Annotated in this window: 15 protein-coding genes and 1 riboswitch; of the genes, 7 read left to right on the forward strand and 8 right to left on the reverse strand. The window is 67.2% G+C overall.

The genetic code is table 11. The features are described 5' to 3' along the window. Nucleotides 1-50: 50 nt before the first annotated feature. Nucleotides 51-683, forward strand: a complete 633-nt coding sequence (locus ACZLIB_RS03425) for an energy transducer TonB (protein WP_478469180.1) — start codon at nt 51-53, stop codon at nt 681-683. Here ACZLIB_RS03425 and ACZLIB_RS03430 read toward each other — a convergent pair. Both ACZLIB_RS03430 and ybaK read right to left on the reverse strand, forming a co-directional pair. Further along, nucleotides 680-1,183: a hypothetical protein gene (locus ACZLIB_RS03430; protein ID WP_182267275.1), complete on the reverse strand. Its 504-nt coding sequence runs from the start codon at nt 1,181-1,183 to the stop codon at nt 680-682. The two genes, ACZLIB_RS03425 and ACZLIB_RS03430, sit on opposite strands and share 4 nt — an antisense overlap. Next, nucleotides 1,183-1,656, reverse strand: a complete 474-nt coding sequence (ybaK, locus tag ACZLIB_RS03435; protein WP_478469181.1) for a Cys-tRNA(Pro) deacylase — start codon at nt 1,654-1,656, stop codon at nt 1,183-1,185. Before ybaK ends, ACZLIB_RS03430 begins: the two co-directional genes overlap by 1 nt. A gap of 100 nt (nt 1,657-1,756) precedes the next feature. Between ybaK and ACZLIB_RS03440 the strand changes: the two genes are divergently transcribed. After that, nucleotides 1,757-2,599: a hypothetical protein gene (locus ACZLIB_RS03440; protein WP_478469182.1), complete on the forward strand. Its 843-nt coding sequence runs from the start codon at nt 1,757-1,759 to the stop codon at nt 2,597-2,599. A 74-nt stretch (nt 2,600-2,673) separates the two neighbouring features. Here ACZLIB_RS03440 and ahcY read toward each other — a convergent pair whose 3' ends face one another. Continuing rightward, on the reverse strand, nt 2,674-4,119 hold the full coding sequence (gene ahcY / locus ACZLIB_RS03445) for an adenosylhomocysteinase (RefSeq protein ID WP_014036003.1): 1,446 nt from the start codon (nt 4,117-4,119) through the stop codon (nt 2,674-2,676). A 36-nt stretch (nt 4,120-4,155) separates the two neighbouring features. Further along, nucleotides 4,156-4,239, reverse strand: a riboswitch (S-adenosyl-L-homocysteine riboswitch). Nucleotides 4,240-4,359: 120 nt separating this feature from the next. On the opposite strand from ahcY, the gene ACZLIB_RS03450 reads away from it, so the two are divergent. Beyond that, a complete protein-coding gene (locus ACZLIB_RS03450; protein ID WP_100437891.1) occupies nt 4,360-6,876 on the forward strand; it encodes a S9 family peptidase in 2,517 nt (838 codons plus the stop codon). A 172-nt stretch (nt 6,877-7,048) separates the two neighbouring features. Then, nucleotides 7,049-9,760, forward strand: coding sequence for a phosphoenolpyruvate carboxylase (gene ppc / locus ACZLIB_RS03455; protein WP_478469903.1), 2,712 nt, complete (start codon nt 7,049-7,051; stop codon nt 9,758-9,760). 87 nt (nt 9,761-9,847) lie between these two features. Here ppc and ACZLIB_RS03460 read toward each other — a convergent pair whose 3' ends face one another. Beyond that, entirely contained in the window at nt 9,848-10,354 is a 507-nt protein-coding gene (locus ACZLIB_RS03460) for an acyl-CoA thioesterase (RefSeq protein WP_049399791.1), read from the reverse strand. A 138-nt stretch (nt 10,355-10,492) separates the two neighbouring features. Then, nucleotides 10,493-11,704, reverse strand: coding sequence for a methionine adenosyltransferase (gene metK / locus ACZLIB_RS03465; protein WP_010481882.1), 1,212 nt, complete (start codon nt 11,702-11,704; stop codon nt 10,493-10,495). Between the two features lie 336 nt (nt 11,705-12,040). On the opposite strand from metK, the gene olsF reads away from it, so the two are divergent. The 3 genes from olsF to ACZLIB_RS03480 all read left to right on the forward strand — a co-directional run bounded on the left by olsF (nt 12,041) and on the right by ACZLIB_RS03480 (nt 15,750). Continuing rightward, nucleotides 12,041-13,756, forward strand: coding sequence for a bifunctional ornithine lipid synthase OlsF (gene olsF / locus ACZLIB_RS03470; protein WP_478469183.1), 1,716 nt, complete (start codon nt 12,041-12,043; stop codon nt 13,754-13,756). Beyond that, nucleotides 13,753-14,553 carry a UDP-2,3-diacylglucosamine diphosphatase gene (locus ACZLIB_RS03475; RefSeq protein ID WP_154262342.1) on the forward strand — a complete coding sequence of 267 codons (801 nt, stop codon included), beginning with the start codon at nt 13,753-13,755 and terminating at the stop codon, nt 14,551-14,553. Before olsF ends, ACZLIB_RS03475 begins: the two co-directional genes overlap by 4 nt. Before the next feature lie 129 nt (nt 14,554-14,682). Next, nucleotides 14,683-15,750, forward strand: coding sequence for a metal-dependent hydrolase (locus ACZLIB_RS03480; protein ID WP_478469185.1), 1,068 nt, complete (start codon nt 14,683-14,685; stop codon nt 15,748-15,750). 366 nt (nt 15,751-16,116) lie between these two features. On the opposite strand, the gene ACZLIB_RS03485 is transcribed toward ACZLIB_RS03480, so the two are convergent. From ACZLIB_RS03485 to ACZLIB_RS03495, 3 genes are all read right to left on the reverse strand, one after another. Then, a complete protein-coding gene (locus tag ACZLIB_RS03485; protein ID WP_032129690.1) occupies nt 16,117-16,944 on the reverse strand; it encodes a class I SAM-dependent methyltransferase in 828 nt (275 codons plus the stop codon). A 174-nt stretch (nt 16,945-17,118) separates the two neighbouring features. Further along, nucleotides 17,119-18,114 (reverse strand): tRNA dihydrouridine synthase DusB, encoded by a 996-nt coding sequence (dusB, locus tag ACZLIB_RS03490; RefSeq protein WP_049425080.1) that lies wholly within the window; start codon nt 18,112-18,114, stop codon nt 17,119-17,121. A 147-nt stretch (nt 18,115-18,261) separates the two neighbouring features. Then, nucleotides 18,262-18,693 carry a hypothetical protein gene (locus tag ACZLIB_RS03495; RefSeq protein WP_478469186.1) on the reverse strand — a complete coding sequence of 144 codons (432 nt, stop codon included), beginning with the start codon at nt 18,691-18,693 and terminating at the stop codon, nt 18,262-18,264. Nucleotides 18,694-18,752: the final 59 nt, after the last annotated feature.

The raw sequence follows: 18,752 nt of genomic DNA on the forward strand, positions 1-18,752 counted from the left end.
ATTGCAGCGGGGCGCTACCATGGCGGTGGATCAATGCAGGGAGCACAGGGATGGATGTTCGCAGTTGGATGCCGTTCGCATGGGTCGCCGCAGGCCTGCTGGCCGCGTGTGAGGGCTCTGCAGCAAAATACGATGCAGGCGCTGCCTGTGGTGCTTTGTCCGACGTGACGCCGATCCGCGATGCCGGCGTGGGTTCACTGCAGGCGCAGGCAATGTCGGGGCGCTGCACGTTCCATGTCGAAGCGGATGACGCTGCAGCGCTTTCGCGTCAGCAGTCGTTGCTGCAGAGCGTGTCGGCGATCGCCTGTGGTGCGCCAGCCACTACCCGGTCCTCGCAAGGGGCTGCAGGCTTCGACCTGCAGATGCCTGCACGTTGCCCACTCTCTTCCAGCACGCCGTTGATTGCCCGGGAAGGAGGCTGGCACCAGCGGCGACTTTCGTCGGTCCCGACGTATCCTGCGGCCGCCATGCGCGAGGCCCAGCAGGGAGGTGTCGAGCTGATGCTGCTGCTGGATGCGCAGGGCAAGACCCAGGCGATCATCCTGTCCCGATCCAGCGGCTACCCGCTGCTCGATGCGGCGGCGCTCAAGCACGCGCGTGACTGGCGCTACGAGCGTGAAGCGGCAGGCAAGGCGCCAAGCCTGAGCCTGATACGCGGCACGGTCACGTTCAAGCTCAACTAAGGCGTCTGCAGGGCGGGCTCGGGCTTCCACTCCCACCAGGTGTAGTGGTATTCGCGCTCGGTCGCGCTCCATTGCTGCGCGCAGCAGGTGCATGTCAGCCGGTAGCATTCGCCCCAGCCGTCCTCCGCTTCGCCCCGTGCACGCAGCTGCACGTGACCTTGTTCCAGCAGCGGCTCGGGGCTGAAGAACACATAGGATGGGTAGAGCGCGCACAGGCAGCCTTCGCGTGCCTGCCAGTAGCGCAGCCGTTGCAGGGCCGCCTTGAGGTGCGCCTGGTTGCTGATCAGCATGCCGCCAAGGGCGATGCCTTGGCAGCTGCGTTCGATCGTATCCACATGCGCGACCAGCGCGTCCAACGATGAGGCGCTGAACAGCCGTGCGACCGTGCGTGCAGCATCGGTGATGCGCGCTGCGTCGCGCGACAGCAGGTCCTGCAGCAGCACATCGGCCTGTGCATCGTCGAGCCGGGGTATCGGCGCTGCAGACCAGGGCCAGCGCATCAGCGGGCCTTGCCGATGGCGGCGTAGTGGCCGGCCGTCAATCGCGGCAGGTCGGTCGGCGCCAGTTCCACCTCGAGGCCGCGGCGCCCGGCGCTGACATGCAGTGCGGGCAATGCCTGCGCGCTGGCGTCCAAGAACGTGCGCAGGCGCTTCTTCTGCCCCAGTGGGCTGATGCCGCCGATCAGGTAACCGGTCGCGCGCTGTGCAGCGTCAGCGGCGGCCATCTCGCACTTCTTGCAGCCGGCCGCTTCGGCCAGGGCCTTCAGGTCCAGCTGGCCGGCCACCGGCACGATCGCTACCAGCAGTTCGTGGGTCTCGGTGCTGGCCAGCAGGGTCTTGAACACCTGGGCCGGGTCGAGGCCGAGCTTGTCGACGGCTTCGCCGCCATAGGATTCGGCGTGAGCATCGTGCACGTAGCTGCGCACGGTGTGGGCGATCTTCTCGCGCTTGAGCAGGTTGATGGCCGGGGTCATGGATGAATCGTAGCGCGGGGCGGAGGCGTTGCCTTGACCGAGGCTACTACCAGGCGCAGCGCGGTGATAATGGACGGTAGACACTGCCTGGACATCGAACATGCGCGCTCCGCAATGCCTTCATGACCTGACCCTGGATGCCGAACCGTGCGCGGGACCGTACCCGCCGCAGGGCTTCTGGCCGGTCGCCGAAGGCGCACTGGGGAATGGCGATCTGTTTGGTCTGTACTGGCCGCTGGGGCGCGAAGCTGAGCCGCCGGTGGTCTGCGAGATGTTCCATGACGAAGGGCGCATGGTCTTCAGCCATTCGTCGCTGGACGCCTTCGTCCGGTGGCTGGATGCCGGTGGCGGGTGGGACGGTGACGATGAAGATCGCGATCCACCCGAGCACGAGGTTGCAGATGCGGATTCGCCGTTGCTTCTGGTTGAGCGCGCGCAGCGGCATGTGCAGGCCGGTGTACCGGCTGAAGCCATCGTGCTGCTGGAAGATGCCTGCAGCCGCTTTCCCGAGCTGCAGCGGGCATGGGCCATGCTGGCAGGGCAGCAGATGCGCCTGGGGCAGCACGCGGCGGCCGTGGCGTCGGCGCGTGCGGCGGTCCTGGCGAACTGGGCATTCGGCATTCCCGAGCCCGGTGTACTGCGGATTCTGCGTGCAGCCGATGCGGCCGGCGATCCTGTGCTGGCGATGGCCCTGCAGATGGGGTTTGCTTTCGGTGGCGCCAAGACCAACCCGGACTATGCCGTGATGCAGGCCTGCATCGAACGCTGTTGGGAGGCGGGTGACACGATGGTGGCGCTGCGCCTGAGCCAGAATCGCTGCTATGCGCTCAGCGCCGAGACCGTTTCATTCCAGCAGCGCGAGGGATTCGATCTGGCTTGCTGGCAGAGCGACTTCGTCGCGCAGTGCCAGAGCGCGCTGCAGGATGATCGGCAGCACATGTAGCGCCACGACCACCTGCTCGCATCGGCAGGGGGTCGGAGCCCTTTCCTGCGGAAAGGGCTCCGACCCCGGCACGATCAGTAGCGGTAATGGTCCGGCTTGAACGGGCCTTCCACCGGCACGCCGATGTAGTCGGCCTGTTCCTGGCTCAGGGTGGTCAGCTTCACGCCGATCTTTTCCAGGTGCAGGCGGGCCACTTCTTCGTCCAGCTTCTTCGGCAGCAGGTAGACCTTCTTCTCGTAGCTGTCCTTGTTCGCCCACAGGTCGATCTGTGCCAGGGTCTGGTTGGCGAAGCTGTTGGACATGACGAAGCTCGGGTGGCCGGTGGCGCAGCCCAGGTTCACCAGGCGGCCTTCGGCCAGCAGGAAGATCGCGTTGCCGTTCGGGAAGATGTACTTGTCCACCTGCGGCTTGATGTTGACGTGCTTGATGCCGGCGAACGACACCAGCGCATCGACCTGGATCTCGTTGTCGAAGTGGCCGATGTTGCAGACGATGGCCTGGTCCTTCATCGCGCTCAGGTGCTCGATGCGGATGATGTCCTTGTTGCCGGTGGTGGTGACGTACAGGTCGGCACGGCCCAGGGTCGATTCGATGGTGTTGACTTCATAGCCTTCCATCGCTGCCTGCAGGGCGCAGATCGGGTCGATCTCGGTGACGATGACGCGCGCGCCGTAGGCACGCAGCGAGGCCGCGCAGCCCTTGCCGACGTCGCCGTAGCCGCAGACCACGGCCACCTTGCCGGCCAGCATCACGTCCATCGCGCGCTTCAGGCCATCGGCCAGCGACTCGCGGCAGCCGTACAGGTTGTCGAACTTGCTCTTGGTGACCGAGTCGTTGACGTTGATCGCCGGGATCAGCAGGGTGCCGGCCTGGGCCAGCTGGTACAGGCGGTGCACGCCGGTGGTGGTCTCTTCGGAGACGCCCTTCCAGTCCTTGACCACGCGGCCCCAGTAACCCGGACGCTCCTTGGCGACGCGCTTGAGCAGGTTCTTGATGACCTGTTCTTCGTGCGAGGCAGAGGCGGTGTTGACCCAGTCGCTGCCGTTTTCCAGCTCGTAGCCCTTGTGGATCAGCAGGGTCACGTCACCGCCGTCGTCGACCACCAGCTCCGGGCCGGTCAGGGTGCCGTCGGCCAGGGTGAAGGTCAGCGCGTCCAGGGTGCAGTCCCAGTACTCTTCCAGGGTTTCGCCCTTCCAGGCGAACACCGGGGTGCCGGTGGCGGCAATGGCGGCAGCGGCGTGGTCCTGGGTCGAGAAGATGTTGCACGAGGCCCAGCGCACGTCGGCGCCGATGTCCTTCAGGGTCTCGATCAGCACGGCGGTCTGGATGGTCATGTGCAGCGAGCCGGTCACGCGCACGCCCTTCAGCGGCAGCTCGGCCTGGTACTTGCGGCGGATCGACATCAGGCCCGGCATTTCGTGCTCGGCGATGTCCAGTTCCTTGCGGCCCCAGTCGGCCAGCGTGATGTCGCGGATCTTGTAATCACCTTCGGTGGAGAAGGTCTTGGCAACAGCGTTCATTCGTGTGCTCCGGTTGTGGGCGAGCGGGTGCTCGCATCTAGCCGGGCGCCGTTGTTACAAAGCCACCTTACCGAGCCTGGCCGGGCCTCATGGGATCCGGTCGCAGCGCCCCTCGGCAGGGGAGAACCCCCATTATATCGCGGCCCCGGCGTGACATCCGGATGACCCAACCATCGGCAGGTGGGATCGCGTGCACGGCCTGTTAAGGTCGGTGTTTTCACGCATCACACAGGTGGAACGATGAGCATGCACGCGCGCCGCACACGGCGCTGGACCGGCCTGGTCCTGTCGATGGGACTGCTGGCGGTGGCCCCGCTGGCCTGGGCCGCGTCCCCGCAGCCCGCCCAGGTACAGGCCCAGGGCGTCAACGGCTACGAACTGCCTTCGGCGGCGCTGCAGGCGGTGGTGGACGCGCCGCGCGCGCCCTCGCTGTACCTGTCGCCACGCCGCGATGTCGCCGCGATGATGCAGATGCCGTCGCTGCCGTCGATCCAGGTGGTGGCGCAGCCGGAACTGAAGCTGGCCGGCCTGCGCATCAACCCGCGCACCTTCTCCGACAGCCGCTTCAGCTTCGGCGAGAAGCTGTGGCTGATGAACGTGGCCGACGGCAAGGAACGGCAGATCAGCGGCCTGCCGGCCAAGCTGTCGATCGCCAGCGTGATGTGGTCGCCGGACCAGAAGTGGCTGGCCTTCAACCAGGTCGACGCCGCCAGCGGCGCCAATGAACTGTGGCTGGTGGATGTGGCCGGCGGCAGCGCCCGTCGTCTGGTCGCCGGCCTGAACACGGTGATCGGCAGTGGCTACCAGTGGCTGCCGGACAGCCGCGGCCTGGTGGTGTTCACCCGCCCGGCCAACCTCGGTGCGGCTCCGGCCGCCGATGGCATCCCGACCGGTCCGGCCGTGCAGCAGACCAGCCAGGGTGGCGGCGTGGTGTCGATCCGTACCTACCAGGACCTGCTGAAGAACGAGGCCGACGCGCGCCAGTTCGATTACTACGCCACCACCCAGCCGATGGAAGTCAGCCTGGATGGCAACACCCGCGCGATCGGCGCAGCTGGCATCTTCATGGGCTTTGCGGTGTCGCCGGATGGCCGCTTCGTGCTGCGCCAGCCGGTGCAGCGGCCGTATTCCTACGTGGTGCCGGTGAGCAGTTTCCCGCGCCGCATTGAAGTGATCGACCGTGCCAGCGGCAAGCTGGTGCACACCGTGGCCGTGCGTCCGCTGGTGGAAGGTTTGCCGACCGGCAACGACGCTGAAGTGACCGGCGTGCGCGATATCAGCTGGCGTGGTGATGCCGATGCCACGCTGGTCTGGGCCGAAGCCCAGGACGGCGGCGACCCGAACAGGGAGGCCAAGGTGCGCGATGCGGTGCTGATGCAGGCTGCGCCGTTCGACAAGCCGCCGGTCACGTTGGCCCAGCTCGGCAGCCGTCTGGTGGGCATCAACTGGGGCCGTGGCGACCTGGCCCTGCTGACCGAGTCGTGGTGGAAGACGCGCAAGACCAGGACCTGGCTGATCGCCCCGGACAATGCCGGAGCCGAGCCGCGCCTGCTGTGGGATCGCGACGGGCAGGACCGCTATTCCGATCCGGGCCGGCCGCTGTTGTCCAGCGACGACCGCGGGCGCTCGCTGCTGCAGACCAGCGCCGATGGCAGCAGCCTGTATCTGGCCGGTGCCGGTGCATCGCCGGAAGGCGATCGTCCGTTCGTGGACCGCTTCGACGTCGCCACGGGCAAGGCCACCCGCCTGTTCCACTCGCAGGCGCCGAGCTATGCGCTGCCGGTGGCGCTGCTGGACAACCAGGCCAGCTCGCTGCTGCTGAGCCGCGAGAGCCCGGATGAGCCGGCCAACTTCTACGTGCAGTCGCTGGCCGATGCCGGTGCTGCACCGCGTGCGCTGACCCACTTCGCGCATCCGCTGCCGCAGTTGAAGGGCGTGCAGAAGGAGCAGATCCGCTACAAGCGCAAGGATGGCGTCGACCTGACCGCGACCCTGCTGCTGCCGCCGGGCTACGACCCGAAGCGCGACGGCCCGCGGCCGCTGCTGATGTGGGCCTACCCGGGCGAGTTCAAGAGTGCGGCTGCGGCCAGCCAGGTGACCGATTCGCCGTACCGCTTCAATGCGGTCAGCTACTGGGGCCCGCAGGCGTTCCTGGCCAAGGGCTATGTGGTGCTGGCCAGCCCGTCGATGCCGATCATCGGCGAAGGCGACAAGGAGCCCAACGACACCTACATCGAACAGCTGGTGGCCAACGCCCAGGCAGCCGTGGATGAAGTGGTGCGCCGTGGCGTGACCGATCGCGATCACATCGCCATTGGTGGCCATTCCTACGGTGCGTTCATGACCGCCAACCTGCTGGCGCATACGCGCCTGTTCAAGGCGGGCATCGCGCGCAGCGGCGCCTACAACCGCACGCTCACGCCGTTCGGCTTCCAGGCCGAGGAGCGCAACTACTGGCAGGCGCAGGACGTCTACCAGAAGATGGCGCCGTTCAACTACGCCGACAGGATCAAGGATCCGATCCTCTTCATCCACGGCGTGGACGACAACAACTCCGGCACGTTCCCGATGCAGAGCGAGCGCATGTTCGCGGCGGTGAAAGGCCTGGGCGGCACCGCGCGCCTGGTGATGCTGCCGAACGAATCGCATGCCTACCGCGCACGCGAATCGATCATGACCATGCTGGCCGAAAGCGAGCGCTGGCTGGAACAGACCATCGGCCCGGCCGAGCAGGGCAAGGCGAAGAAGAAGCGCTGACGTGACCCGGTAGTGCCGGCCGCTGGCCGGCAACCTCATGGACTCACGCGACCTGAGGTTGCCGGCCAGCGGCCGGCACTACCAGATGAAACCATTTTTGCATCGCAGCACGAGGCCCGTTCTGGTTTAGGCTTGGGGCCTGGATCCGTTGACCGAGGCCTGTGCGTCGCCGATGAACGAGTACCGCAGCAGCATCGAGTTTGCTTCCCCCGATCTTCCGCTTCGCGACGACGTGCGCCGGCTCGGCGCGCTGGTTGGTGACCTGCTGGTCGAGCAGGTATCCGCCGCCTTCCTCGACGATGTCGAGGACGTGCGCACCCGCGCCATCGCCCGCCGTGAGAATCAAGCTCCATTGTCGGAGCTGGCCGATGGCCTGGCCGGACGCACGCCGCAGCAGGCAGAAACCATGGTGCGGGCCTTCAGCACCTACTTCCAGGTGGTCAACATCGCCGAGCGCGTGCATCGCATCCGCCGTCGCCGTGACTACCAGCGTGCCGGTACCGCCGGGGCGCAGCCCGATGGCCTGCAGGATGCGCTGCAGCACCTGAAGGCACAGGGGGTGGGCCTGGACGAGCTGGCGCAGTGGCTGCCACGCATCGACATTGAACCGGTGTTCACCGCACACCCGACCGAAGCGGTACGCCGCGCGCTGCTGGAAAAAGAGCAGTTGATGGTGGCCAGCCTGGTCGACAACCTCGACGGCCAGCGCACGCCGGGCGAGGCCGCCGCCGATGCCGCTCGCTTCCGCATGGCATTGACCGCTTCGTGGCAGACCACCGATTCCTCGCCGGTGCGGCCCACCGTCGATGACGAACGCGAGCACGTCGGCTTCTATCTGGTGCAGGTGCTGTACCGGGTGATTCCGGTGCTGTACGAATCGCTGCAGCAGGCGTTGCGCGATACCTATGACGAAGAACTGCCGCTGCCGCGCCTGCTGCGTTTCGGCACCTGGGTGGGCGGCGACATGGACGGCAACCCGAACGTGGATGCCCATACCATCCGCAATACGCTGGATGCGCAGCGGCAGGCGGTACTGGGCCGTTACCAGAAGGAACTGCTGCAGCTGGCCAGCCTGCTCAGCCAGTCCACCGAGCGGGTGGGCGTAAGCGATGCACTGCAGGCGCGCGTGGCGCAGTACCACCAGTTGCTGCCGCAGGTGCAGTCGCGCCCGCGCCATGCCGACATGCCCTACCGCCTGCTCAATGACCGCATGCGTGCACGCCTGCAGGCCACGCTGGATGACGGCGAAGGCGCCTACGCCGGTCCTGATGAACTGATCGAGGATCTGCAGCTGATCCTCGACAGCCTGCGCGCCAACCGTGGTGAGCATGCCGGTGGCTTTGCCGTACAGCGCCTGCTGTGGCGGGTGAAGACCTTCGGCTTCCACCTGGCACGGTTGGACGTGCGCCAGGAATCGAGCGTGCACGCGCGCGCGCTGGCCACCGTTCTGGGCGGCGACGCAGCGTGGGACAGTCTCGATGCCGTGGGGCGTGCGCGCCTGCTGGCGCCGCATGCCAGTGGTGACGCGCCGTTGCCGAAGGGCGACGACGAAGGCAACCAGCGTCTGGATGCGGTATTTGCGGCGTTGGCCGATGCGCGTGCGCGCCATGGTGGCGATGCGCTGGGCAGCTACATCATCTCGATGGCACACGACCGCAGTGACGTGCTGGCCGTGCTTGCGCTGGCACGCCGTGGCGGCCTGGTGGAAGCGGGCGGGGCGGTGCCGCTGGATATTGCGCCATTGTTCGAAACCGTGGACGACCTCAAGCGTGGCACCGCGACCCTGCGCGACCTGCTGGCCGACCCGGTGTACCGTGCGCATCTGCGTGCACGCGATGACGTGCAGATGGTGATGCTGGGGTACTCGGACAGCAGCAAGGACGGAGGCATCGCTGCCTCACGCTGGGGCCTGCAACGTGCACAGGTGGAACTGATGGAAGTGGCGGCCGAGGCGGGCATCCGCCTGACCTTCTTCCATGGCCGTGGCGGTTCGATCAGCCGTGGTGGTGGCAAGACCACGCATGCGGTCGATGCCTCGCCGCGCGGGAGCATCGATGGCCGCCTGCGGGTGACCGAGCAGGGCGAGGTGATCCACCGCAAGTACGGCATCCGTGCATTGGCCCTGCGCTCGCTGGAACAGGCCACGGGTGCCGTGCTGCGCGCCAGCCTGCGCCCGCGTGCAGCGGAGCCGCGCGAGGATGACTGGCGGCCGGTGATGGATGTGGTCGCCGGCTCCAGCAGCGAGGTCTACCGCACCTTCGTCGGCCAGGCCGGCTTCATGGACTACTTCCGCACGGCGACACCGATCGATGTGATCGAGCGGATGACGCTGGGTTCGCGTCCGTCGCGCCGGCTCGGCCAGGACGCGGCGTTGGGCAACCTGCGCGCGATTCCGTGGGTGTTCGCCTGGAGCCAGGCGCGTGCCGTCATTCCCGGCTGGTACGGCGTGGGCAGCGGCCTGCAGGCGGCGGTCGATGCTGGTCACGAGCAGACCCTGCGCGAGATGGCACGTGACTGGCCGTTCTTCCGTACCTTCCTGGACGACATCGCGATGGTGCTGTCCAAGGGGGATATCACCATTGCCGAGCAGTTCTCGCTGTTGTCGGGCGACCTGCACGGGCGCTTCTTCCCGCAGGTACAGCGCGAACTGGAACTGACCCGGCACTGGTTGCTGGCGCTGATGGGCCAGCAGACGTTGCTCGACCACGATGCGCGGCTGTCGCTTTCGATCCGCCTGCGCAATCCGTACGTCGATCCGATCAGCGTGCTGCAGGTGGATCTGCTGCAGCGCTGGCGCGAAAGCGGGCGCGAGGATGACGACCTGCTGCGCGCGCTGGTGGCCTGCGTGAACGGTGTTTCGCAGGGTGTGCAGAACACCGGCTGAGGTGTCGCGGTAGTGCCGGCCGCTGGCCGGCAACCTCATGATGTTCGGCGGCACGCACGAGGTTGCCGGCCAGCGGCCGGCACTACCTCACTCTTCCGGCGACGGCGGGTTCGACGCCAGCAGTTCCAGATGGCGCTGCTCCATTTCCTGGCGCAGCTGGCGGCGGATCAATGCGGCCGCCTGGCGGCGCTTCTCGTCCGACGTGACCGGCTGCAATGACGGCACCGGTGTCGGCCGGCCCTCCTCATCCACGGCCACCATGGTGAAGAAGCAGCTGTTGGCGTGGCGCACGCTGCGCTTGAGGATGTCCTCGGCCACCACCTTGATGCCGATCTCCATCGACGAGGTGCCGGTGTAATTCACCGAGGCCAGGAAGGTGACCAGCTCGCCCACCGCGATGGGCTGGCGGAACATCACCTGGTCCACCGACAGGGTGACCACGTAGCTGCCGGCGTAACGGCTGGCGCAGGCGTAGGCGACCTGGTCGAGCAGGCGCAGGATGGCGCCGCCGTGGACCTTGCCGGAGAAATTGGCCATCTCCGGCGACATCAGCACGGTCATGGACAGCTGGTGGGTTTTCAGTTCGGTCGACATGGGGCGATTGTATCGGCAACCGGTAGTGCCGGCCGCTGGCCGGCAACCACGCGATTGTTTCCGGAGGCCATGAAAAAGCCGGCCAGTGGCCGGCTCTACCAGAAGCAGAAGGGCCGCTTGCGCGGCCCTTCGTGTTTCTTACTTCAGCTTCGCATCGGCGCGCAGGGCGGCGGCGCGGTCGGTCTTCTCCCAGGAGAAGGCCGTGGCGTTGACGGTCTCGCCTTCGCCGTTGAGGTAGCTGAACTCCTTCGGCTTGCGGCCGAAGTGGCCGTAGGCCGCGGTCTGCTGGTACATCGGGTGCACCAGGTCCAGCATCTTGATGATGCCGTACGGGCGCAGGTCGAAGTGCTTGCGGATCAGCTTCTCGATCTTGTCGTCGCTGATCTTGCCGGTGCCGAAGGTGGTGACCGAGATCGAGGTCGGCTCAGCCACGCCGATGGCGTAGGAGACCTGCACTTCGCAACGGTCGGCCAGGCCGGCGGCAACCACGTTCTTGGCGACGTAGCGGGCCGCGTAGGCCGCCGAACGATCGACCTTGGACGGGTCCTTGCCGGAGAACGCGCCACCACCGTGACGGGCCCAGCCGCCGTAGGTGTCGACGATGATCTTGCGGCCGGTCAGGCCGCAGTCGCCCACCGGGCCGCCGATCTCGAACTTGCCGGTCGGGTTGATGTGGAACTTGGTGCCCTTGTGCAGCCACTTGGCCGGCAGCACCGGCTTGATGATCTCTTCGCGGACGGCCTCGATGAGGTCCTTCTGCTTGATGCCCGGGGCGTGCTGGGTCGACAGGACCACCGCGTCGATGGCCGAGACCACGCCGTTTTCATAGCGCAGGGTGACCTGGCTCTTGGCGTCCGGGCGCAGCCACGACAGCGGCGAGTTCTTCTTCTTGCGGATCTTGGCCTGCTGCTCGACCAGGCGGTGCGACAGGTGGATCGCGGCCGGCATGTAGCTGTCGGTCTCGTTGGTGGCATAGCCGAACATCAGGCCCTGGTCGCCAGCGCCCATTTCTTCCGGCTTCTTGCGGTCCACGCCCTGGGCGATGTGCGGCGACTGCTTGCCGATCAGGTTCAGCACGCCGCAGGTGGCGCCGTCGAAGCCGACGTCGGAGCTGTCGTAGCCGATGTCCGTGATGACCTTGCGGGTCAGCGCTTCCAGGTCAATCCAGGCGCTGGTGGTGATTTCACCGGCCACAATGGCAACACCGGTCTTGACCATGGTCTCGCAGGCCACGCGGGCGCGCTGGTCCTGGGTCAGGATCGCGTCCAGCACCGCATCGGAGATCTGGTCGGCAACCTTGTCCGGATGGCCTTCGGAGACCGACTCGGAGGTGAAGAGATAGCTGGACATCAGGCGTAATATCCCTTGATTCGGATGGAAAGATGGGCGCGAATGATACACGGGGTGCGCCGCCTGTGCATTGTGAACCTGTACCGGTTGCCGGTGGTTAAGCCCGCGTAGGCCCGGCAGGGGCCGTCCGGCCGGGATTGGGGCTCAGCCTCGAGGCCCAGTGTTCCACCAGCGTGACAACGCACCGGGCGGCTACCGGCCCCGACTGCGCGGGCCACCTCGCCCGCCCTAGGACCGGCCAGCCGTCATCGTTCTGCCCCAAAACCGCCATCTGGCTGCCGCCTGCCGGGCGCAGGCTGTCGGCCAATCCGGCCGCCGGGCATGAGTGGATCCGCCATGCAGGAACTTGAACAGCGTCTCCAGCAACGCTTCCCCGATTGGTTCCATGGTCGTCGTGGCCAACTGGCCCGGCCCTTGCTGCGCAGCGTCGGCCGCTGGTCGCGCCTGGACCAGATCGAAGCCTTCCTGCAGCGCAGCTCAGGCCTGCGTGGTTTCGGCTTCGTCGCCGCCGGCCTGGAGTTCATCGACGGCCAGTACCAGGTGGATCCGGCCGCGCTGGCGAAGATCCCGGCCACCGGCCGCCTGCTGATCGTCGCCAACCATCCCTCCGGGGCACTGGATGCCCTCGCCCTGCTGGACGCGGTCGGCCGCATCCGCCGTGACGTGCGGATCGTGGCCAACGACCTGTTGGGGGCAATCGCGCCACTGCAGGACCTGCTGCTGCCGGTACGCATCCTCGGTGGCAAGGCCCAGCGTGGCAGCCTGCATGCCGTCGAAGAGGCGCTGGCCGCCGAGCAGTGCGTGATCGTGTTCCCGGCCGGCGAGGTCTCGCGGCTGTCGCTGCGCGGCATCCGTGATGGTCGCTGGCAGCGCGGGTTCGTCCGCTTTGCCCGTGTCGCTGGCGCGCCGGTGCTGCCGGTGCGTGTGGAGGCGCGCAACTCGGCGCTGTTCTACGGCGCCTCGACCCTGTTCAAGCCGGCGGGCACCGCGCTGCTGGCGCGCGAGATGTTCACCCGTCGTGGCCGTCCGCTGCGGCTGAGCATCGGTGAGCCGATGCAGCTGGGCAAGGGCGGCGACCCGGGCGCACAGCTGCTGGCGGTGCGCCGCGCGCTGTATGCGCTGGGCCGTAATGGGGCCGCGGGCGATGCAGCTGCTGTAGCAGGCCCCGAGCCGCTGGCGTCCCCGGTGCCGCCTTCACAGGTGGCCGCAGGCATCGCCGCGGCGACCCAGCTGGGCCAGACCGCCGACGGCAAGCAGATCCTGCTGGCGACCTGTACCGCCGATTCGCCGCTGCTGCTGGAGCTGGGGCGTCTGCGCGAGCTGACCTTCCGCCAGGTAGGCGAGGGCACCGGGCGCAGCCGCGATCTGGATGATTACGATCCGCGGTACGAACACATCGTGATCTGGGACGCGGCCGCGCAGCGCATCGCCGGCGCCTACCGGATCATGCGTGGTGCCCACGCGCTGGCCCGGCACGGCCTGTCCGGGCTCTACAGCGCGTCGCTGTTCCGCTATTCCGACGACGCCATCACCCACATCGCCGAAGGCCTGGAACTGGGCCGCAGCTTCGTGGTGCCTGATTACTGGGGCAGCCGCAGCCTGGACTACCTGTGGCAGGGCATCGGTGCCTACCTGCAGTGCCGGCCCGGCATCCGCTACCTGTTCGGCGCCGTGTCGATCAGCGCAGCGCTGCCACGCGATGCACGCGAGCAGCTGGTGGCGTACTACCAGCGCTACTACAGCGGTACCGCCGGCCTGGCCGAATCGAACCGCCCGTTCCAGTACTTCGCCGCGCCGCCAAGTTTCGGCGAGCTGGATGCAGGTGCCGCGTTCGATGTGCTCAAGGCCAACCTGGCCGCACTCGGCACCGGCGTGCCGACGCTGTATCGCCAGTACACCGATCTGTGCGAACCCGGTGGCGCCCGCTTCCTTGCCTTCGGTGTCGACCCGGACTTCAGTGATTCGATCGACGGCCTGATTGAAGTGGACCTGTGCGCGATCAGGCCGAACAAGCGCAAACGCTACCTGCGCGACGCGGGGGCGCCGGCATGAGCGCGCTGGCGAACCTGTCGCCGCACCGGCGCGCAGTGTTCGTCTCCGACGTGCACCTGGGGTCACGTCATTGCCATGCCACCGAGCTGGCGCGGTTCCTCTCGCAGCTGCGCTGCGAACGGTTGTACCTGGTGGGCGACATCATCGACCTGTGGTGGATGGCGCATCGCCGCGCCAACTGGCGCCAGTCGCACAGCGAAGTCATCCAGGCCCTGCACGCGCTGCGCCGTGCCGGGACCGAGATCGTCTACATCCCCGGCAACCATGACGCGTCACTGCGCCACGTGTGCGGGCTGATGCTGCCAGCGATGCAGGTGCGCCGTCGCGCCATCCATGTGACCGCCGATGGCCGTCGCCTGCTCGTTGCGCATGGGGACGAGTACGACGGCGTGACCCACTTCGGTGGCCTGCAGGAAAAGTTCGGTGACTGGCTGTACTACCGCATCCTGACCGGCAACCAGGCGTTGAATGCGGTGCGGCGGCTGCTGGGGATGCGCTACTGGTCGCTGTCGGAGTTCCTGAAGAAGCGCAGCGGTGCGGCCGAACGCTACATCGAACGCTTCGTGCAGGCCGGGCTGGACGACGTGCGGCGGCGCGGACTGGATGGCATCGTCTGTGGCCACATCCACCGCGCGGCGCTGATCGAGCGCGATGGCCTGGTCTATGCCAACGACGGCGACTGGGTGGAGAGCCTGACCGCGCTGGCCGAAGACCATGATGGCGCGCTGCGCCTGCTCGACCACAATGGCCAGACCCTGGTGGAACTGCCGGGCGCGCGCCTGTCGCAGGCGGCCTGAACCTGCTCTTGTAGAGTCGAGCTTGCTCGACTGCTCTATCCGCAGTCGAGCAAGCTCGACTCTACAGGGGCGGAACAGTCGAGCAAGCTCGACTCTACAAACGCGCGGCCATCGCGCTAGCATCGGCCCATGGATTCCCTGACCCAGATCGTGCTCGGCGGCGCCGTCGCTGCTGCCATCGCCCCGCCCGGACATCGCCGTGCGGCCCTGCTGGCCGGTGCCGCGCTCGGCACCCTGCCGGACCTCGACGCCCTGTGGCTCGGCTTCACTGCCGCCGACCCGGTGGCGAACATGATCGAGCACCGCAGCTTCAGCCACTCGCTGCTGGTGCTGCCTTGGGTGGCGGCACTGATCTGGTGGTTGTTCAAGCGCTTCGGCAATGGCCGCGTCGCCCAGTCACCTGTGCGCTGGTTCTGGGCGATCCAGCTGGCGCTGGTCACCCATCCCATGCTGGATGCGTTCACCGTCTACGGCACCCAGCTGTGGTGGCCGCTGCGCCCACACCCGACCATGGGTTCAAGTGTCTTCATCATCGATCTCGGCTACACGGTATGGCTGCTGCTGGGCTGCGTGCTGGCCTGGTTTGGTCGCGCCCGCCCCTGGGCTGGCAAGGTGCTGGGTGTGGCGTTGCTGGTCAGCAGTGCCTACCTGGGTTGGGGCCTGATCGCCAAGGCGCAGGTCGACCGTGCTGCCCAGCACAGCCTGGCGGCGATGGGCCTGGGCGATGCGCCGCGCTTCTCGGTGCCGATGCCGTTCAACACCCTGCTGTGGCGCGTGGTGGCAATGACGCCGAACGGCTACGTGGTGGGCGACCGCTCGCTGGTGGCCGACCACGGGCCGATGCGGTTCGAAGGCCACGCATCCAACGTGCAGGCCTTGCGCGAAGCGCAGGCCATTCCGGCGGTGCAGCAGCTGACGTGGTTCAACCGTGGCTTCATGCGTGCGCAGGTGGTGGACGGCCGGTTGGTACTGAGCGACCTGCGTATGGGGCTGGAACCGGACTACACCTTCAACTTCGCGGTGGCCGAGCAGGCTGATGGGCAGTGGCGGGCGATCACGCCCGAGCAGGTGCGGGTGGATTACAGCAGCCCGGCTGCACGCGCCGACGTCGGACGCCGGTTGGCCGCGATGTGGCAGCGGATCTGGCATCAGCCGGCAGCACAGCCGGGTGCGGTCGACCACAGCGCCGTGCATTGATCAGTAGATCCACGCCATGCGTGGATGGCGCGGACATTGGCGAAGACAGCCACGCATGGCGTGGCTCTACAGCCTCAATCGGCAGTGCAGTGTCGCATCCGCAGATCCACGCCATGCGTGGATGGTGCGGGCATCGGAAGGCAGCCACGCATGGCGTGGCTCTACTGCCTCCATCGGCGGTGCAGTGTCGCATCCGTAGATCCACGCCATGCGTGGATGGCGGGGGGCATCGGCGAAGGCAGCCACGCATGGCGTGGCTCTACTGCCTCCATCGGCGGTGCAGTGTCGCATCCGTAGATCCACGCCATGCGTGGATGGCGGGGGGGCATCGGCGATGGCAGCCACGCATGACGTGGCTCCACCGAATCAATACACCGTGGCGCGGCCCTGCACGAACGAATAGAAGAACACCGCATTCGGGTCGTTCTGCACCAGACGGAACTCGCGACGCATGCCTTCCACGGTTTCCTCGTCCACCGATCCGGCCTGCAACAGCTGGTCGGCAGCCGACAGCAGCAGCTGTTCCCAGAACGCGATCATCGTCTTGCGACGGGCCGGTTCGCGGTTGTCCAGGTGGATGGTCTTGATCTCGGTGTGCACGTCGCGGAAGCCGCCGGCCAGCAGCAGGTTGCCCAGCTTGGCGCCGACGAACGGGTCGCCCCCGTGGTCGTACTGGAAATCGTTGAAGGCCATCCAGTAGCGCCAGATATGCGGCGAATACGGGTCGAGCAGGAACGAGGCATTCATCACCTCGGTGATGTAGACCGGCGAACCCGGGGCCAGCACGCGGCGCACTTCGCTCAATACGCGTGCTGGTGACGGCACGTGCTCCAGCACCCAGCACAGGAACGCCGCGTCGAAGCTGCGTGCTTCGAACGGCAGCTCGCCGGCGTCGGCCTGCTGCAGGGTGTAGCGGTCGCTGCACCACGGTGTGCGCGCCAGGTTCTCGCGCGCGGTGGCCAGCTGTGTTTCGCTCAGGTCCACGCCGGTCACGTGCAGATCGGGGAAGCGGCGCAGCAGGATTTCGGTCTGCGCGCCGACGCCGCTGCCGACTTCCAGCAGGCGACGCGCGCCGCTGTAGTCGATCTGGCCGAAGATGCTCGATTCCAGCAGCCGTGCCTGGGTCATCAGGCGCTGCTGCTCGGTGCCGGAGAATCCGTGCAGGTAGGTCGGGGAGGAAATCGGCGGGGTCATGGGGGCGGGCTCTTGTAGCGTCGAGCGTGATCAATGGAAGGGGGGCGTAGAGTCGAGCGTGCTCGACTGTTCAGAAAGTCAGTCGAGCACGCTCGACTCTACGGTGTGGAGCAGTCGAGCAAGCTCGACTCTACGGATCAAGGCAGTCGGGCGGGTTACGAGGGGCTGGCGCGCTCAGGCAGCAGATGACAACGCCGGTTCCCCGGCGATCAGGCGGTCGAAGTATTCGGTGGTCAGCGCGATCTGGCTGGCCGGATCTTCGGCACGGTTGACCACCGCGCGGAAGGCGGCATTCTCCGGCCGGTCCTTGGCGTACCAGCCCAGGTGCTTGCGCGCGATGCGCACGCCCTGCGGCTCGCCATAGAACGCATGCAGCGCATGCAGGTGACCAAGCAGGATGTCGCGCACTTCCGCTAGTGACGGCGGCGGCAGTTCCTCGCCGGTGGCCAGGTAATGCGCCACCTCGCGGAAGATCCATGGCCGGCCCTGTGCCGAGCGGCCGATCATCACTGCATCCACGCCGGTTTCCTTCAGGACGTAGGCGGCCTTCTGCGGCGAATCGATATCGCCGTTGGCGATCACCGGAATGCGGAGTGCGGCCTTGATCTCGCCGATCGTGGCGTACTCGGCCTGGCCGGTGTAGTGCTGGTCGCGGGTGCGGCCGTGCACCGCCAGTGCGGCGATACCGCTGTTCTCTGCGATGCGCGCGATCACCGGACCATTGCGATGGTCGCAGTCCCAACCGGTACGGATCTTCAGCGTGACCGGCACGTCCACCGCGTTGACCACGGCTTCGAGGATGCGCGCCACCAGCTGCTCGTCGCGCATCAGTGCCGAACCGGCCCAGGCGTTGCACACCTTCTTGGCCGGGCAGCCCATGTTGATGTCGATGATCTGCGCGCCGTGGTCCACGTTGTAGCGGGCGGCTTCGGCCAACTGCTGCGGCTCGGTGCCGGCGATCTGCACGCTGATCGGTGCCGGCTCGCCGTCATGGTCCATGCGATGGATCGACTTGCGCGTGGTCCAGAAGCGCGGGTCGCTGATGGTCATTTCCGAGGCGGCCAGTCCCGCGCCCAGCCGTTTGCACAGCAGGCGGAAAGGCTTGTCGGTGACGCCGGCCATGGGCGCCAGCACGACGTTGGGGGCAATGGTGTACGGGCCGATCTGCATGCGCCCATTGTAGGGCGCGGGCGGCGGTACGGCCGTGTCGGGGGCGTTCCGGTTCAGGCCGATCCGCACCCAGCTCATGCCGTACCGGCATCAACAGATGCTTGACGGTTGCTTCCGCCGCCCCCAAGGGCGGGCGATGGTAGGCGGCTACCCCAGGCTCTGCCAGGCCTGGCGGGTACCCAACGCGAAGGCCAGCCCCAGGCTGAGGCAGGCCAGTGAACTGACTACCCAGAAGTACCGGCCGTTGTAGCCGGGCCGGAGCAGCGCCAGACCGAAGCCCATCGCCGCGCGCAGCAGCAACAGCAGGGCGATGCCCGACAGCACCGGACGGCTGGCCGGCAGCGGCGAATGCCAGCCTGCGGCTGCCAGCGCGTACAGCGTCCAGGCCACCAGCACGGCAGTAATGCCGGCGGTCATCAGTGGTGGCCACCAATGCCCCGCCTGTGCCAGCCGGACCATGCGCTGGCCAGCGCCGAACCACCGGTACCAGGGTGCCCCAAAGGCAATGCAGCCGATATGCAGCAAGGCTGCGATGGCACTGCCGGCGGCGGCAACCAGCAACCAGGGGAATCCGTTCATGTCCTGCCCACGCTGAAATGCTGCGCGGATGGTGGGTGAGGGGCGGGATGCGGGCAATG

The sequence above is a fragment of the Stenotrophomonas sp. 220_Sma genome (genome assembly GCF_056487375.1).

Coding starts and splice junctions, on each gene's coding strand:
- ACZLIB_RS03425 (WP_478469180.1), top strand. CDS start 51: ATGGATGTTCGCAGTTGGATGCCGTTCGCATGGGTCGCCGCAGGCCTG.
- ACZLIB_RS03430 (WP_182267275.1), bottom strand. CDS start 1,183: ATGCGCTGGCCCTGGTCTGCAGCGCCGATACCCCGGCTCGACGATGCA.
- ybaK (WP_478469181.1), bottom strand. CDS start 1,656: ATGACCCCGGCCATCAACCTGCTCAAGCGCGAGAAGATCGCCCACACC.
- ACZLIB_RS03440 (WP_478469182.1), top strand. CDS start 1,757: ATGCGCGCTCCGCAATGCCTTCATGACCTGACCCTGGATGCCGAACCG.
- ahcY (WP_014036003.1), bottom strand. CDS start 4,119: ATGAACGCTGTTGCCAAGACCTTCTCCACCGAAGGTGATTACAAGATC.
- ACZLIB_RS03450 (WP_100437891.1), top strand. CDS start 4,360: ATGAGCATGCACGCGCGCCGCACACGGCGCTGGACCGGCCTGGTCCTG.
- ppc (WP_478469903.1), top strand. CDS start 7,049: ATGAACGAGTACCGCAGCAGCATCGAGTTTGCTTCCCCCGATCTTCCG.
- ACZLIB_RS03460 (WP_049399791.1), bottom strand. CDS start 10,354: ATGTCGACCGAACTGAAAACCCACCAGCTGTCCATGACCGTGCTGATG.
- metK (WP_010481882.1), bottom strand. CDS start 11,704: ATGTCCAGCTATCTCTTCACCTCCGAGTCGGTCTCCGAAGGCCATCCG.
- olsF (WP_478469183.1), top strand. CDS start 12,041: ATGCAGGAACTTGAACAGCGTCTCCAGCAACGCTTCCCCGATTGGTTC.
- ACZLIB_RS03475 (WP_154262342.1), top strand. CDS start 13,753: ATGAGCGCGCTGGCGAACCTGTCGCCGCACCGGCGCGCAGTGTTCGTC.
- ACZLIB_RS03480 (WP_478469185.1), top strand. CDS start 14,683: ATGGATTCCCTGACCCAGATCGTGCTCGGCGGCGCCGTCGCTGCTGCC.
- ACZLIB_RS03485 (WP_032129690.1), bottom strand. CDS start 16,944: ATGACCCCGCCGATTTCCTCCCCGACCTACCTGCACGGATTCTCCGGC.
- dusB (WP_049425080.1), bottom strand. CDS start 18,114: ATGCAGATCGGCCCGTACACCATTGCCCCCAACGTCGTGCTGGCGCCC.
- ACZLIB_RS03495 (WP_478469186.1), bottom strand. CDS start 18,693: ATGAACGGATTCCCCTGGTTGCTGGTTGCCGCCGCCGGCAGTGCCATC.